Below are 13,873 nucleotides of genomic sequence, written 5' to 3'. Positions count from 1 at the left end.
GTTCTTTCCCGTCGATTCGCAACGTCCTGCTATGCGGGTTCGAGAGTGGGACGACATCATGGAGGACGTCGTGGAACAGGACGTCGACCCCGAGGGCTGGCGCGCCGTCGCCGGCGACCGGGCCGGCGGCGTCGGCGAGGACCTCTACCTCGGTCACCCCCGCGGCGGCGTGTTCCACGTGAAGACCTACGCCAAGAACCCATTCGACGTCAGGGGCGTCGGCGCGCGCGTCGCGCGGAAGCTGGACGACGAGATCGGGTCGTACCTGCCAGAGGAGTCCGAGACGGGCCGCTTCGCCGTCCAGTCGCCGCCGGAGGACGAGGACGAAGCGAAGGAGCAGGCGACGCACCTGAAAGGCGTCGTCGAGGCGCACAGGGACGCACCGACGACGCCCGGTGACTTCTTCGACGACGTGATGGAGGCGCTCGACAGCCCCGCGTTCGGACCGATGGAGTACGACCAGTTCGACCGTCCCGACGAGCTCGACGGCCTCTCGGAGACGTTCGAGGAGGCCGAGGACCTCCTCGAGGCCGAGTTCGAGGACATCGTCGAGGAGGACGGCGTCGGTCGCGGGTTCCAGTAGCCGCGCACCGCGGCGTGACTCGCTTCGGGACGCTCCGTCTCCCCCGGACGTTCCAGTGCGTTCAAGCGCCCCCGCGGCGTGGATACCCGTATGACCGCCGCCGACACCGTGCGCGAGTACTACGAGTCCCTGCGACGGGGGGAACCGCTGTACACCTACTTCGCGGAGGACGCCCAGACGACCAAGTTCGGCATCGCGGAGTCGCTGGTCGGCTACGACGACGTGGCCGAGGGGCTGCGGGAGCAGAGCCGAACCACGGAGGAGTGGACGGTGGACACCCGACGGCTCAGCGTCACGGAGCGCGACGACTTCGCGTGGTTCAGCGACGAGGTAGACCTGGCCTGGACCGACGCGACGACCGGGCAGCGCCGCGCCTACGCGACCCGCTGGAGCGGGGCGCTGGAGCGCCGCGACGGCGAGTGGCTGTTCGTCGAACTGCACGTCAGCGCGCCGGACCGAACTCTCGCGAACGCCGGGAACGGGGACGGCGACTAAGATGGTCGGCCCGTCGCTCTCCGACGAGGAACGGCAGCGGCGGCGAAACCGCCTGAAGGCGGCGTTCGTCCTGCTGGTCGGCGGCTCAGCCGGGATGATCGCGGTGCAGGGCGGCGCGGACCCGGTCAGCATCGCGGTCGTGACCCTCGCCGGCCTCCTGCTGGGCGTGGTGCTCATCTACTACCTGTCGAGCATCGCGCCAGACCCGCAGTCCGGCAGAAAGACGGCGGAGGAACGCCGGACGGTCGACTTCGGCAAAGACGAGGACGACCGGCGCGACGATCGCTGAGCGTTCCGCGGGGAGAGCGGCCCGCCGATACTCGCTCCCCGCCGTCCCGACCCCTACTTCTCAAGTGCTGCCAGGAAGAACGGCTTCTGCGCCCCCTCCTCGTCGGCGAGCGTGTCGTCGACGGCCCACTGGTCGAGCACGTCGAACCCGGCCGTCCGCAGGTGCTCGCGCGTCGCCTCCGCGCCGGCGATGTGCCACTCCATCGCCGCGCCGGAGTCGAGCCAGTCCGGGTTTCTCCCCTCCCACTCCGTCAGGCCCTCTGAGACGAGGACTCGCCCGCCCGGCCGGAGGACGCGGGCGAACTCGTCGACGACCGTCTGGTGGTCGTCGAGCGGGACGTGGATCAGCGAGTGAAAGGCGGTGACGGCGTCGAACGAGTCGGCGCCGAACGGGAGCCGGCCCATGTCGCCCCGCAGGAGGGCGGCGCCCGGGGCGTTCTCCGACGCCAGCCGTAGCTGCGCGGGGGAGAAGTCGAGCCCGACCGCCTCGACGTCGGCGCGGGCGAGCACCGGCGTCCCCTGTCCGCACCCGGCGTCGAGCAGTCGCCCGTCGTCCGGGAGGTCGGCGAGCAGGTCGTCGAGCAGCGTCGTTCCGAGCGTCTCGTCGTCCGACCGCTGCCCGGCGTACGTCTCCGCGAGGGCGTCGTACCCTTCGCGCACGGCGTTCCGTTCGTCCATTTCCGACGACTGCCGGGGGAGCGCGCAAGTATCTTGTGGGGCTTCGAGAACGAGTACCGCGGGGACCGCCGCGAGAGATGACCGGTTCCGGAGACGGGGCGTCGGGCACCGCGCCGACCGTCAGTCGTCCGCGGGGACCGGGGGGAGGGACGCGTCGGTCGCGGACTTCGAGCAGTCGGTAGCGTGCACGCGGGGGCGCCGGAGGACCGCCGGTCGCCGTCGGTTCCGGATCACTCGACGGAGGTGACGGACTCGGCTGCGGAGGAGACGGCCTCAGCCGGCGCGACGACCACGCTCCGATCGCCGCGGACCGTGACCTCGCACCCTTCGTAGGTGACCGTCACCCGGTCGACGGCGGCGTCGCCCGTTTCGCCGACGAACCGCTCCAGCGCGTCGGGGTCGACGCTCTCGTAGAGCGGATCCAGATCGAGCGGGTCGACGCCCTTGGCGTCCGCAACCGCGATCGCGATGCTCTCGGTGAGCGTTTCGTTTCGGGCGCTTCGTTCGACGGTGGAGGGGGAGTCCGGGGTCATCGTACGCTTTCACTTACGGTCCTTCCCGTATGGGTCCCGTGGCTACAGTGATATAGCTCCCGTCTCCGCACCTTCTATATGTATAACCCGCGGCGGGTGACGGCCGGCCGCCCGCCGGGGCGGAGAGAAACGAAAACGAGAGTCTACGGCCGTTTCAAGGGTCGACGCGTCGGATCCACGTTCGCGGCGAGTCGATCTCGTCGGGCGTCGGCAGGTGCTCCGGACGCTCCCACACCGCGCCGGCGGCGGCGACGCCGCGCTCGTCGGCGACCGTCTCGAAGAAGGCCTTGCCGCGCTCGTACTGGCGGCGCTTCAGCCCGAGGCCGAGCGCGCGGCGGACGAGGCGGGCGAGGGGGCCGCGGCCCTGCCGGCGCTGGTCGAGCTTCTGCCGGAGGTCGGCGTACTCGTCGTCGAACGCGTGGTCCATCAGGAGTTCGGCGTACCCCTCGACGACTGTCATCACCGCGTCGAGTTCCCTGAACGCGTCGCGGTCGAGCGACCCGTCGGCCACCGCGCCGATGCCCCGTTCCATGTGCTCCTCCAGGTGGTCGGAGAGCCACGGCGCCGCGCCGAACTCGGCCGCGTGGGTCACCTCGTGGAACGCGATCCAGCGGCGGAACCGGGCGTACTCGACGTTCAGCGTGTCGGCCGTCCGGCGGATGTTCGGGCGGACGAAGTACAGCGCGTGGTCGTCCGGCTCCTCGGCGAGCAACAGCGGGTCGTACTGCCCGAGGACGTTGCGGGCGAGAAAGCCGAGCATGAAGCTCATCGACCCGGTGTTGACGACGCGCGCCGCGCCGGGGAAGATCTCGGCCGTCTCCTCCTCCAGAGGCTTCATCAGGCGCCCGAACGTCTCGACGTTGGCGTCGATCCAGTGGTGGCGGTTCTGGATCTCGACGGCGCGGGGCACGTCGAACTCGAGGGCGGCCACCTCGCGGACGCGGTTGCGCGCGTCGCGAACGTCGTCCGCGTAGCCGTCGGCCTCGGCCTCCGAGACGTCGATCGACCCGGCTTCCGTCGACGCCTTCGCGGCCTCCGCGACGGCGCTCCAGTCTATCGGTCCCTCGCCGGAGGCCGACGTGACGGCCCGGACGCTACGGTAGAGATTCACGGTAGATTCAATTGCGTCCGAGAGGACAAAACGCTTCTCCCGGCGGGAGGCGAGGATCGCCGCCCTTGACGGCGGTTACGCCGGCTCTTCGACGGTGTACTCTGGCTCGGTCTCGAACTCCTCCTCGTCGTCGCCGCCGCGGACCTTCCGGACGACCGCGGCGACGAGCATCAGCGCGACGAGGCCGATCAGGACCTTGCCGCCGTTGCCGCCCCCGTCCTCGCTCTCGACGTCGACGGTCGTTCCCCCGTCGGCGTGGGACCGGTCGTCGTCGCCGCCCAGCCAGCGCGGTGAGAACTGCGGATTGCCGTCAACTTCCACCTTCAGCAGGGTAATGTCGACCATGTACCGACCTTGAACGGGCACGGCCTTAGACGTGGGGGACGCCGCGAGCGACCCGCGCGCCGGACGGAAAGCGTTTCGTTCGCGCGGCGGCAAGCCGCCGGCATGGACGATTCCCGACGCGCCTTTCTCGACGACCTGCTCTCGGCGTCCACTCCGTCCGGCTACGAGGCCCCCGGACAGCGGGTGTGGGTCGACTACGTAAGCGACTTCGCCGACGAGGTCCGCACCGACGATTACGGCAACGCGGTCGCCGTCAGCGAGGGGAGCGGCCCCGAGATAGCCGTCGCCGGCCACGCGGACCAGATCGGCCTGCTCGTCCGTGAGATAGACGACGAGGGGCACCTCCACGTCTCCCCCGTGGGGTCGATGGACGCGACGGTGACCCGCGGCCAGCAGGTGACCGTCCACGCGGACGACGGCCCGGTCCCCGGCGTCATCGGACAGACCGCGATCCACGTCCGCGAGGACGAGGACGGTGACGACGAGGGGGTCGCCGACCAGCACGTCGACGTGGGCGCGGCGGACGGCGAGGCGGCCGGCGATCTGGTCGCCGTGGGCGACCCGATCACGATCGACGGCAGCGTGACCGACTTGCAGGGTTCGCGCGTCGCGGCTCCGGGGTTGGACAACCGCGCCGGGATGTGGACAGCGGCCGAAGCGTTCCGCCGCGCGGTCGCGGCCGACGCCGAGGCGACGGTGTACGCCGTCAGCACCGTGCAGGAGGAGGTCGGCCTGCAGGGCGCGCGGATGGTCGGGTTCGATCTGGACCCGGACGCGGTCGTCGCCGTCGACGTCACGCACGCGCTCGACTACCCGGACGCGCCCGACGACCGCGCCAGCGACGTGGCGCTCGGCGACGGCCCGGTCCTCTCGCGCGGGAGCGCGAACCACCCCGCGCTCGTCGACGCGCTCCGCGCGACGGCGGCCGACACGGGCGTCGGCGTGCAGTTGCAGTCGTCGCCGACCACCACGCGGACCGACGCTGACGCGTTCTACACGTCGAGAAGCGGGATCCCGTCGACGTATCTCGGGGTCCCGAACCGGTACATGCACACGCCGGTCGAGGTCGTCGACGCCGCCGACCTCGCCGCCGCGGCCGACCTGCTCGCGGCGTTTCTCGCCGACGCGGGGGATCACGCCCCCTTCACCGTGGATATCTGACCGGTCTTTCCGGTACGTTTAAGCACGAGTCGAAAGCCGTTCAGGGTATGAGCGAACGTCCGCTCGACGTCCTCGAGGCGTCCGTCGGCGAGGAAGTGACCGTCCGTCTCAAAGATGGCGAGGAGTACGACGGCCATCTCACGGGCTACGACCAGCACATGAACCTCGTGCTCGAAGACGCCGAGGGCGAAGACACAACGATTATACGCGGCGATAACGTCGTGTCGATCATCCCATGACTGGTGCAGGAACCCCGAGCCAGGGCAAAAAGAACACCACGACCCACACGAAGTGCCGTCGGTGTGGCGAGAAGTCGTATCACGTCAAGAAAAAGGAGTGCTCGTCGTGCGGATTCGGCAAGTCGAGCAAGCGGCGCGGCTACGAGTGGCAGTCGAAGGCCGGCGAGTAACCGGCGTCTGACGAGCTCTCCCTTCTCTCGAACGCTGCCCGCGTAGCGACCGCTCCGTCGCGAGCCGGGGGCCAGTCTCGTTCTCGTTCAGTCCCTCGGCTCTCCGTCCGCACGCGGTATGAGACGCGCTAACCCTCCCCTCGGTATTGCACGATCGTGCGTATTATAACCAGAAGAGACGGACGATAGCACACGATTGCGAGGATTTATCCCCGGTGGCTCTCTACCACCGACTATGTCAGACGGGCATGCCGAGAGGCAGTCCCAGACCGGAATGACGGAAAAGTGCGGCGTGGTCGGCATCTCGCTCGCCGACCGCGACGCGGCGCGCCCGCTCTACTACTCCCTGTACGCGCTCCAGCACCGCGGACAGGAGTCGGCGGGGATCGTCACTCACGACGGGTTCCAGCAGCACAGCCACGTCGAGATGGGGCTCGTCGGCGACGTCTTCTCCGAGGACGACATCGCGGGTCTGAACGGGTCGACCGGCATCGGTCACGTCCGCTATCCGACGTCCGGCAGCGTCGACTCCTGTTGCGCCCAGCCGTTCTCCGTCTCGTTCAAGAGCGGGTCGCTGGGGCTCTCGCACAACGGCAACCTCGTCAACGCCGACGAGATACGGGACGAGCTGGCCGAACTCGGCCACGCGTTCACCTCCGACGGCGACACCGAGGTGATCGCCCACGACCTCGCGCGCAACCTGCTGGAGGAGGACCTGGTCCGCGCGGTCAAGCGCACCATGGGGCGCATCCACGGGTCGTACTCGCTGACGATCACCCACGACGACACCGTGATGGGCGTCCGCGACCCGCAGGGCAACCGACCGCTCTGCATCGGGAAGCTCGACGACGGCTACATCCTCGCCAGCGAGTCCGCGGCGATCGACACGCTGGACGGCGAACTCGTCCGCGACGTGAAACCCGGTGAGCTCGTCGTCCTCCAGACGGACGGGCAGGGGTTCGACACCTACCAGCTCGTCGAGGAGGAGAACACCGCGCACTGCTTCTTCGAGCACATCTACTTCGCCCGCCCGGACAGCGTCATCGACGGCAAGCGCGTCTACGAGGTTCGCCGCGACCTCGGCCGCAAGCTCTGGGAGGAGAGCGGCATCGACAGCGACGTGGTCCTGCCGGTGCCCGACTCCGGGCGCGCGTTCGCCTCGGGTTACGCCGAGGCCGCCGACGGCGTGGAGTTCGCCGAGGGGCTGATGAAGAACCGCTACGTCGGCCGGACGTTCATCATGCCGACGCAGGACGAGCGCGAGCGCGCGGTGCGCCTGAAGCTCAACCCCATCAAGAGCACGGTCGAGGGAAAATCCGTCACGATCATCGACGACTCCATCGTCCGCGGAACAACGTCGACCCAGCTCGTCAAGCTCCTCAAGGACGTCGGCGCGGAGGAGGTCCACGTCCGCATCGGCGCGCCGCCGATCGTCGCGCCCTGCTACATGGGCATCGACATGGCCAGCCGCGACGAGCTCATCGCGGCCGACCGGACGGTCGAGGAGATCGCCGACGAGATACGGGCCGACAGCCTCGCCTACCTCTCGAAGGACGCCGTCGCCGAGGTACTCGAACAGTCACGCGACGACCTCTGCATGGGCTGTGTCACCGGCGAGTACCCCTACGAGATCGAGGGCGAGGAGACCGATCGCGACGTGTCGCGGCCGACGGCCCCGAGCGACGACTGAACCCCGGTTCTCGACGACGCCCGTTCTCTCGATACGGTAGCACACCTCAAACACGGATTTAGTGCGAGCCGACCGACACCGTTCCATGCCAGGCCCGGCGTTTCTGGAGGGCGAGACAGTGACGCTCCGAACGGTCGAGGAGGAGGACGTGGAGTTCCTCCGCGACGGCGTGAACGATCCGGACGTGTGGCGCACCACGCTGATGGCGGAGCCGCAGAACACGGAACAGGAGCGGGAGTTCTTCGAGGAAATCGTCTGCGAGGACGGCTCGGTCGACCTCATCGTCGCGGACGACGAGGACCCGGTCGGCATGATCGGACTGAACGGTCTCGACGAGGGCAACGGCGTCGCGGAACTCGGCTACTGGATAGCGCCCGAGCACTGGGGGAACGGCTACGCGACCGACGCGGCGCGGACGGTGACCGAGTACGCCTTCGCGCAGCGCCGCCTGCACCGCGTTGCGGCCCGCGTCGTCGACTTCAACGAGGCCTCGGCCCGGGTGCTGGAGAAGGCCGGCTTCGAGCGCGAGGGCGTCCACCGCGGGGCGGCGTTCGTCGACGGCGAGCACCGCGACGTCGTCTGGTACGGCCGCCTCGCGACCGACGAGTGACCCGTCTCCGCCGGGGTCAGTAGATCACGTAGAGCATCGCGTACACCACCTCGCCGAGCGCGAACGACACCAGCCACAGCGCGGCGGCGGCGCGCCCGACGCGCGCGTGGCGGGTCTCCCGGAGTTCGCTCACCGACCGCGTCCACGCGAGCAGGAGGGCGTAGTAGACGAGCGGCAGCGTCAGGATCGCGAGCAAGATGTGGATCGCCAGTATCGGGAGGTAGACGTACGCGTAGACGCCGTCCGGTCCGGGGAACGGCGCCGGCCCCTCCAGCGTGATCCGGTACAGGTACAGCACGAGGAAGCCGAGAAACAGGGCGAACGAGGCGAGCATCAGCCGCCGGTGGCGGTCGACCCGGCCGCGCCGGATCGCCCGGACGCCCGTCAGGATCGTCCCGATCGCCGCCGCGCTGATGACCGCGTTGACGTGCGGGATCGCCGACAGCACCGCGTCGGGCGCTCGCGGGAGCGCCGCCCCCGGCACCGCGCCGAGCGCGGCCCCGAACACGAGCGCGAGCGAGACGACCGTGAGCAGGCCCGTGGCCGCGGGGACGTGTCCCCTCATTCGGCGTTGCATGGGCGGGAGTTGGGACCGTGCCCCCAAAGACGTTCCTTTCGCGGACGCCGCGGCCGGTCCCCGGCGGAGGATCCTCGGATTTTGAATAGTCGAGGCGTTCATCGCACTATGATTAAGATACGAAGAAAAACTGCTACGTCATTTGGCACGACCGCACCCATTTGGGCGACCGTATCGTCGTCCAAGGTATGGTACGCGGTCACCGTGTCGTGCTCGCCGCGCTCCTCCTCGTGTTCGCCGGATGCGCCGGGGTCGCGGCCCCCGATATCGGGGCGGGGTCGACCGACGGCGGGAGCGCGACGACGGCCGACGACGGCGCGGGCGGCAACGGCACCGACGGGACGCTGTCGGTCCACTTCATCAACGTCGGGCAGGCGTCGGCGACGCTCGTGGTCGGGCCGACCGGGGAGACGATGCTCGTCGACACCGGCGACTACAGCGACGACGGGGAACACGTCCTCGACTACCTGCGCGACCGGGGGATCGACCGGATCGACTACCTGGTGACGACCCACGCCGACGCCGACCACATCGGCGGGCACGCGGCGGTCATCGAGTACTACGAGACGCAGGCCGACGGCGTCGGGGCCGTCTACGACCCCGGTATCGCGGCCAGTACCGCCACGTACGACGAGTATCTCGACGCCGTGGAGGAGCACGACGTGAGGCTGTACGAGACCAGAGCGGGCGACGCGATACCGATGGAAGGCGCCGTCGTCGACGTGCTCGGTCCGCCCGACCCGTACCTCGACGGCGGCGCGCGCAACGAGAACAACGTCGCCCTCCGCGTCGCGTACGGGGACACGTCCCTGCTCCTGCCGGGCGACGCCGAGGACGACCAGGAGCGACACCTCGTCGAGACCTACGGCGACGACCTGAACGCGACGCTGCTGGCCGCCGGCCACCACGGATCGCGGACAAGTTCGAGCGGCTCCTTCCTCGACGCCGTCGACCCGGAGGCGGCCGTGATCTCGAGCGCGTACGACTCGCGATACGGCCATCCGAACAACGAGACGCTCCGACGGCTCGACGAGCGGCTGATCCCGACGTTCTGGACCGCGGTCCACGGCGACGTCGTGGCCGAAAGCGACGGGGCCGAGATCACCGTGCGGACGAGACAGCCGGCGACGACCGAACCCCTCCGCCTCCGTGGCGAACCCGCGGTCGCGCCGGGGAACGAGAGCGACTTCGTCACGCGCGCGACCCTCGTCGACGGAGGCGGAGGGGAGCGAACCGCGACGGAGACCACGACGACGGACGCAGCCACCACGACGGAGTCCGCCACGACCACTGCCGCCGACGGCGGGACGGACGTGCGGATCGCCGAGATCAACGCCGACGCCGCGGGCGACGACTGGGAGAACCTGAACGACGAGTACGTCGTCTTGGAAAACGCCGGCGACGAAACGCTGGACCTCTCCGGATGGACGATATCGGACGGGTCGGGAGAGACGTACAGGATCCCGGACGGCGTCGCGCTCGACCCCGGCGAGACCGTCACGGTCCACAGCGGCGACGGGACCGACTCCGAGACGGATCTCTACTGGGACGCCGGCCGCCCCGTCTGGAACAACGGCGGCGACACCGTGACGATCCGAAACGACGAGGGCGAGCGCGTGGTACGGAGGTCGTACGAATGACCGAGTACACCGGAGTCGTCGACCGGTTCGAGGAGGACCAGGCCGTCGTGTTGCTCGAACGCGACGGGAGCGTCGTCGGCGACGTCGTCCTCGACCGCGACCGACTGCCGTCGGACGCCCGACGCGTCGACGCCGTCCTGACGGTGCGCGTCGAGGACGACCGCGTCGTCGAACTCACACACCGACCCGACGAGACCGAGGATCGGAAAGAGAGCGCCCAGGACCGGTTCGATCGGCTGTCTAGCCGACCACCGGACGAGGAGGACGCCGACGAACCTTAATTACTCAATAGTTTCGACGACCAAATTATTAGTAACATAATACATTAATTTATAGGAAAGATTAAGATATATTGATATTATCGCCCACCGAGGTACGAAGTGCAATGTCATCCACTGACTCATTCAAGGCGTACCTCGCAGACCACCCGCGAATGATCGGCGCGCTCTTCACGATCACGCTGCTGTTATCACAGGCCGGCTCCGTTGCGGCCAGCGGCGCTCAGGCACAGCCCGGACCGTAGAGGTCAAAAGTCGAATTCCGACATCTCGTCGTTCCAGTGTAGTTCTGAACGGAACTGTATCGGGAACTGATGTGAGGAGAGATACTCCTTCAGTTCCGATTTAGTTAGTTCGATCGTCTTCGTTTTCCCGGGCAACAAGATATTCTCGTCAATGCCTTCTACCGTCGGAGTGACGAACGATCCCAGCTGATACTCTTGGGTAGGATACGCCGCGATCTGGAGGTCGTACGTCTCTTTTCCGTTCGCGCTGATATCGCAAATGATGGTCGCTCCTCCACCCGATTGGGCCATATCCGCGCTGCCGTCCCCAACGATGAGGTACTGATCGCCGATCGACGTGTGGTCTCGAACGAGTTGCAGCGCCACGCGGAGCGGGAACCCGACGTGCAGAAGCCGAGCCATCGCCTTTCCGATCTCGACCGCGTGCTCGTTGACGATGTCGCTCAACGTGCCGACGCCGCCTGTTGCACCGCGTTCTGCCAGCGCCTTCGCCTGATTGTACGAGCGACAGGCGTTGAGCAGGAACACCTCGACGTCGACGGAGTCCAGTTCTCTCACGTCGAGCTTTCCGTCGGCACAGCGCAGCCCGTCGGGCGTCGCGTGGCCGATGTAGTGGAGGAAGTCGTGACCGCCGTCCCGAAGCACTGCGGCCAACTCCTCTTTCGACAACTGGGTGTGCGATTCGACGTTGAACGGGAGCTCCTCCCGGCTGCCGTAGACGCCGTCGAGCGAATCGTACTCGTCGAGCATCCGTTCGTCGTTGCAGACGACCGCGATGTCGATCTGGTTCGTCCGCTCGTCCCGGGACAGGCGGTTCTCGAACGCCTCGACCGTCGCCTTCGTCGCGCCCCGCGGAACGTGGTCGCCGAACCAGGCGTGTTCGATCGACTCGTTCGTCGTCTCCGGCTCGACCAGGACATTCGAATCGGTCACGTCCTGAGCGTCGGAGCGCAACAGCGGTTTCGAAGCGGTCTGCTGTCCCGCGCCGGCCGCGTTCCCGGGCGAACGGGAGTACGACGCCACGGGCGTTCTCGGCTGGGAGATCCGCGTCCCGCGGGGCTCCCGAACGATCCCGAGATCGTTGACGACGAACGGTAGCGGCCGGATGCCGTCGGGGCTCGACGGGATGTGTGCCGTGAGACTCCAGTCCGGGACGTACTCTGTCACGAGGTCGTACGGGACCTTCAGATACTGCTGGATCTGCTCTCGCAGCGGACGGCCGTACAGGTCCGACAGTTCGAACGGCAGGTGGGGTTCGACCATCTGCCGCTCCCGGAGGTCGATCTGGTACAGGCCCTCGGTGCGAACGATGCAGTCGAGGAAGAAGATCTGCTTGAGGACGCGGGCCACCTCGTCCTCGAACCACCGCCTACTCGCGAGTTCCCACTCGAACCCGCCGGCGGTCTCGATGCGCGGGACCTCGCCGGGTACGACGTCGGCGCCGAGGTAAAACGCCAGCGACGAGACGGTGTAGATGTGCCTGTACTCGGGAGGGACGTAGATCCGGATCCCTGTGTTCGGCGATTCGAGTTCGTCGGGAACGTGGAGTTCCTCACCGGGTGTGAGAAGCGGGGGATGGCCCCGGAGCGTGGGGTACGACCGCTCGCAGGAGGTCGTCTTCAGTGCCGAGGACAGGGCGCTGACGGCGGCCATCAGGTCGTACGGGTCGTCGGGAACCGTGATCGTCGCCGCCGGGGTTTTGTGGTACGACCGCGAACCGAAGTCGATCGTCGGCGTCCCGCCGAAGTCGATGTAGAGGTGGTTGGCTCCGGTTTCGAGGACCATCGAGTCGGCGACGCGGAAGTACACTTTGACGGGGCCGCCGATATCGACGCTGTACGACCCCGAGTCGAACGCGTGCCGTTCGTGAGAGTTTACCGTCGCGAGGAAGTCGCCGTCCGCGTTGCGAACGCAAACGCCGTCGAGCCTGTCGAAATACAGGCCGCCCGTTTCGAACCGACAGGCGTGCGTGACGGGGAACCGGAACCCGTCCGTGTCGATCGTCGACGGATCGACGGGATCCGCGGTGCGGAAGGTGAACTGGCGCTGTTCGACGCGGTCGACGATCTTGACGCCAGTCGGGTCGGTCGTCGCGGAGTAATTGATAGTCATTGCCCGATGTACCTGCAGATACGTCTCCTATTGCAGCGCAACGATAAAAGACTATTCCAGACATGAAGACAAATTATCAGTAATGCCGATCCGGGACCGGCTCCCGTCCCCGAGTTGTTGTTTCGTGGATACCGCCGTCGGCAGTCGTGCGCGAGTGGCGTACCGCGACGGCCGGCACCGCGTCGGCTTTTCAGACAACGACAGCCGACCCATCAGTTGTCACTTATCGAGTAGCTCCGTCAGAAGTTGTGCGTGGGTGATGTCCGCGAAGGGAGATCACCTGCATCGACTTCGGCGGCAGAGCCGCCTCAGTTCTGGCGGGCTTCGCCCGCCCATGCGATGCGTGGGACCGGATTTGAACCGGCGGACCCCTACGGGACAGCGCCCTCAACGCTGCGCCGTTGGCCTAGCTTGGCTACCCACGCTCGCGGCGTCTTGCTGCATTCTCTCCTATCCGGTGAAGGAATTAAAGGGCTTTCGTTTCGCTCCCCGGCGTCGGCGGCGGAGGCCGACGGATTTCGGTCGCTGGTATCACCTGACACGGAAAAGCGGACACTTAAAAACGCCTCGGCGTTAATCCCCGGTATGGCAAAGTACTCGACGGGCGGATCGTCGGGCTCCGGCGACGGCGACGCCTGCGAACTCTGCGGTACCGAGAGCGGGTCGCTCCGCGAGGCGAACGTCGCGGGGGCGCAGCTGCAGGTCTGTCCCGACTGTGCGCCGCACGACGACAACGCCTACAAGGACGAGAAGAAGCGGTCCGGGGGCGGTAGCGACGGCGACCGGACGCGCGAGGCGGTCCGCAACGCCGCGAAGGCGAGCCCGGCCTGGAACGACGACTCTGAGCACTGGGAGGAGGAAGGCACCAACTACGACGACGACCAGTTACCGTACCTCGTCTCGAACTACGGCGACGAGCTTCAGGCGGCCCGGCAGGACGCCGGGCTGCAGCGGTCGGAACTCGCCGAGGAACTCGACGCCGACGAGTCCGACCTCCTGGCGATCGAACAGGGGCGCGCGACTCAGGCCGGCGTTGGGGGGAGCCTCGTCCGCGCGCTCGAACAGCGCCTCGACGTGACGCTGGTCGAGTCGACGTAGCGGTCAGGTTTTTGCCCGTC

At 67.7% G+C, this 13,873-nt stretch carries 18 protein-coding genes and 1 tRNA gene; 12 read left to right on the top strand and 7 right to left on the bottom strand.

Annotated features, from left to right (window positions below):
• Positions 1-31: 31 nt before the first annotated feature.
• From D8670_RS14785 to D8670_RS21335, 3 genes are all read left to right on the top strand, one after another.
• Entirely contained in the window at positions 32-583 is a 552-nt protein-coding gene (locus D8670_RS14785) for a hypothetical protein (RefSeq protein ID WP_121818895.1), read from the top strand.
• Between the two features lie 90 nt (positions 584-673).
• Positions 674-1,078: a nuclear transport factor 2 family protein gene (locus D8670_RS14780; protein WP_121818894.1), complete on the top strand. Its 405-nt coding sequence runs from the start codon at positions 674-676 to the stop codon at positions 1,076-1,078.
• Position 1,079: 1 nt separating this feature from the next.
• On the top strand, positions 1,080-1,367 hold the full coding sequence (locus D8670_RS21335) for a hypothetical protein (protein WP_205254096.1): 288 nt from the start codon (positions 1,080-1,082) through the stop codon (positions 1,365-1,367).
• Between the two features lie 53 nt (positions 1,368-1,420).
• On the opposite strand, the gene D8670_RS14770 is transcribed toward D8670_RS21335, so the two are convergent.
• The 4 genes from D8670_RS14770 to D8670_RS14755 all read right to left on the bottom strand — a co-directional run bounded on the left by D8670_RS14770 (position 1,421) and on the right by D8670_RS14755 (position 4,033).
• Positions 1,421-2,044: a class I SAM-dependent methyltransferase gene (locus D8670_RS14770; protein WP_121818893.1), complete on the bottom strand. Its 624-nt coding sequence runs from the start codon at positions 2,042-2,044 to the stop codon at positions 1,421-1,423.
• 230 nt (positions 2,045-2,274) lie between these two features.
• A complete protein-coding gene (locus D8670_RS14765; RefSeq protein ID WP_121818892.1) occupies positions 2,275-2,577 on the bottom strand; it encodes a HalOD1 output domain-containing protein in 303 nt (100 codons plus the stop codon).
• Between the two features lie 154 nt (positions 2,578-2,731).
• Positions 2,732-3,688 (bottom strand): zinc-dependent metalloprotease, encoded by a 957-nt coding sequence (locus D8670_RS14760; RefSeq protein ID WP_121818891.1) that lies wholly within the window; start codon positions 3,686-3,688, stop codon positions 2,732-2,734.
• Between the two features lie 75 nt (positions 3,689-3,763).
• A complete protein-coding gene (locus D8670_RS14755; protein WP_121818890.1) occupies positions 3,764-4,033 on the bottom strand; it encodes a hypothetical protein in 270 nt (89 codons plus the stop codon).
• Between the two features lie 102 nt (positions 4,034-4,135).
• Here D8670_RS14755 and D8670_RS14750 point away from each other — a divergent pair, with 102 nt between their 5' ends.
• The 5 genes from D8670_RS14750 to D8670_RS14730 all read left to right on the top strand — a co-directional run bounded on the left by D8670_RS14750 (position 4,136) and on the right by D8670_RS14730 (position 7,903).
• A complete protein-coding gene (locus D8670_RS14750; RefSeq protein ID WP_121818889.1) occupies positions 4,136-5,194 on the top strand; it encodes a M20/M25/M40 family metallo-hydrolase in 1,059 nt (352 codons plus the stop codon).
• A gap of 47 nt (positions 5,195-5,241) precedes the next feature.
• Positions 5,242-5,433, top strand: a complete 192-nt coding sequence (locus tag D8670_RS14745; RefSeq protein WP_121818888.1) for an LSM domain-containing protein — start codon at positions 5,242-5,244, stop codon at positions 5,431-5,433.
• Positions 5,430-5,603: a 50S ribosomal protein L37e gene (locus D8670_RS14740; protein ID WP_121818887.1), complete on the top strand. Its 174-nt coding sequence runs from the start codon at positions 5,430-5,432 to the stop codon at positions 5,601-5,603. The genes D8670_RS14745 and D8670_RS14740 overlap by 4 nt, the downstream gene beginning before the upstream one ends.
• Before the next feature lie 274 nt (positions 5,604-5,877).
• On the top strand, positions 5,878-7,293 hold the full coding sequence (gene purF / locus D8670_RS14735) for an amidophosphoribosyltransferase (RefSeq protein WP_121819293.1): 1,416 nt from the start codon (positions 5,878-5,880) through the stop codon (positions 7,291-7,293).
• An 85-nt stretch (positions 7,294-7,378) separates the two neighbouring features.
• Positions 7,379-7,903 (top strand): GNAT family N-acetyltransferase, encoded by a 525-nt coding sequence (locus D8670_RS14730; protein WP_121818886.1) that lies wholly within the window; start codon positions 7,379-7,381, stop codon positions 7,901-7,903.
• Between the two features lie 16 nt (positions 7,904-7,919).
• Here D8670_RS14730 and D8670_RS14725 read toward each other — a convergent pair whose 3' ends face one another.
• Positions 7,920-8,480 (bottom strand): DUF420 domain-containing protein, encoded by a 561-nt coding sequence (locus D8670_RS14725; RefSeq protein ID WP_121818885.1) that lies wholly within the window; start codon positions 8,478-8,480, stop codon positions 7,920-7,922.
• Positions 8,481-8,668: 188 nt separating this feature from the next.
• Here D8670_RS14725 and D8670_RS14720 point away from each other — a divergent pair, with 188 nt between their 5' ends.
• From D8670_RS14720 to D8670_RS21035, 3 genes are all read left to right on the top strand, one after another.
• Positions 8,669-10,120 (top strand): lamin tail domain-containing protein, encoded by a 1,452-nt coding sequence (locus D8670_RS14720; protein WP_121818884.1) that lies wholly within the window; start codon positions 8,669-8,671, stop codon positions 10,118-10,120.
• The gene (locus D8670_RS14715; protein ID WP_121818883.1) at positions 10,117-10,401 is read left to right on the top strand and encodes a DUF3006 domain-containing protein; all 285 of its coding nucleotides are present in this window, start codon (positions 10,117-10,119) and stop codon (positions 10,399-10,401) included. The genes D8670_RS14720 and D8670_RS14715 overlap by 4 nt, the downstream gene beginning before the upstream one ends.
• 104 nt (positions 10,402-10,505) lie before the next feature.
• On the top strand, positions 10,506-10,643 hold the full coding sequence (locus D8670_RS21035; RefSeq protein ID WP_162994311.1) for a DUF7503 family protein: 138 nt from the start codon (positions 10,506-10,508) through the stop codon (positions 10,641-10,643).
• A gap of 3 nt (positions 10,644-10,646) precedes the next feature.
• Here the strand turns inward: D8670_RS21035 and D8670_RS14710 are convergent, their stop codons facing one another.
• A complete protein-coding gene (locus D8670_RS14710; RefSeq protein WP_121818882.1) occupies positions 10,647-12,755 on the bottom strand; it encodes a hypothetical protein in 2,109 nt (702 codons plus the stop codon).
• Positions 12,756-13,095: 340 nt separating this feature from the next.
• A tRNA-Leu gene (locus D8670_RS14705) sits at positions 13,096-13,180 on the bottom strand.
• 160 nt (positions 13,181-13,340) lie between these two features.
• Between D8670_RS14705 and D8670_RS14700 the strand changes: the two genes are divergently transcribed.
• A complete protein-coding gene (locus D8670_RS14700) occupies positions 13,341-13,853 on the top strand; it encodes a helix-turn-helix domain-containing protein (protein WP_121818881.1) in 513 nt (170 codons plus the stop codon).
• Positions 13,854-13,873 lie beyond the last annotated feature (20 nt).

Source organism: Halostella limicola (assembly GCF_003675875.1).
Taxonomy (GTDB): domain Archaea; phylum Halobacteriota; class Halobacteria; order Halobacteriales; family Natronoarchaeaceae; genus Halostella; species Halostella limicola.
The sequence above is the reverse complement of the archived record's forward strand: the minus strand, read 5'-3'. Positions and strand labels throughout refer to the sequence as shown.

Excerpts from the sequence above, each read along its gene's own strand:
- D8670_RS14785 (WP_121818895.1), top strand. The coding sequence starts at position 32 with ATGCGGGTTCGAGAGTGGGACGACATCATGGAGGACGTCGTGGAACAG.
- D8670_RS14780 (WP_121818894.1), top strand. The coding sequence starts at position 674 with ATGACCGCCGCCGACACCGTGCGCGAGTACTACGAGTCCCTGCGACGG.
- D8670_RS21335 (WP_205254096.1), top strand. The coding sequence starts at position 1,080 with ATGGTCGGCCCGTCGCTCTCCGACGAGGAACGGCAGCGGCGGCGAAAC.
- D8670_RS14770 (WP_121818893.1), bottom strand. The coding sequence starts at position 2,044 with ATGGACGAACGGAACGCCGTGCGCGAAGGGTACGACGCCCTCGCGGAG.
- D8670_RS14765 (WP_121818892.1), bottom strand. The coding sequence starts at position 2,577 with ATGACCCCGGACTCCCCCTCCACCGTCGAACGAAGCGCCCGAAACGAA.
- D8670_RS14755 (WP_121818890.1), bottom strand. The coding sequence starts at position 4,033 with ATGGTCGACATTACCCTGCTGAAGGTGGAAGTTGACGGCAATCCGCAG.
- D8670_RS14750 (WP_121818889.1), top strand. The coding sequence starts at position 4,136 with ATGGACGATTCCCGACGCGCCTTTCTCGACGACCTGCTCTCGGCGTCC.
- D8670_RS14745 (WP_121818888.1), top strand. The coding sequence starts at position 5,242 with ATGAGCGAACGTCCGCTCGACGTCCTCGAGGCGTCCGTCGGCGAGGAA.
- D8670_RS14740 (WP_121818887.1), top strand. The coding sequence starts at position 5,430 with ATGACTGGTGCAGGAACCCCGAGCCAGGGCAAAAAGAACACCACGACC.
- purF (WP_121819293.1), top strand. The coding sequence starts at position 5,878 with ATGACGGAAAAGTGCGGCGTGGTCGGCATCTCGCTCGCCGACCGCGAC.
- D8670_RS14730 (WP_121818886.1), top strand. The coding sequence starts at position 7,379 with ATGCCAGGCCCGGCGTTTCTGGAGGGCGAGACAGTGACGCTCCGAACG.
- D8670_RS14725 (WP_121818885.1), bottom strand. The coding sequence starts at position 8,480 with ATGCAACGCCGAATGAGGGGACACGTCCCCGCGGCCACGGGCCTGCTC.
- D8670_RS14720 (WP_121818884.1), top strand. The coding sequence starts at position 8,669 with ATGGTACGCGGTCACCGTGTCGTGCTCGCCGCGCTCCTCCTCGTGTTC.
- D8670_RS14715 (WP_121818883.1), top strand. The coding sequence starts at position 10,117 with ATGACCGAGTACACCGGAGTCGTCGACCGGTTCGAGGAGGACCAGGCC.
- D8670_RS21035 (WP_162994311.1), top strand. The coding sequence starts at position 10,506 with ATGTCATCCACTGACTCATTCAAGGCGTACCTCGCAGACCACCCGCGA.
- D8670_RS14710 (WP_121818882.1), bottom strand. The coding sequence starts at position 12,755 with ATGACTATCAATTACTCCGCGACGACCGACCCGACTGGCGTCAAGATC.
- D8670_RS14700 (WP_121818881.1), top strand. The coding sequence starts at position 13,341 with ATGGCAAAGTACTCGACGGGCGGATCGTCGGGCTCCGGCGACGGCGAC.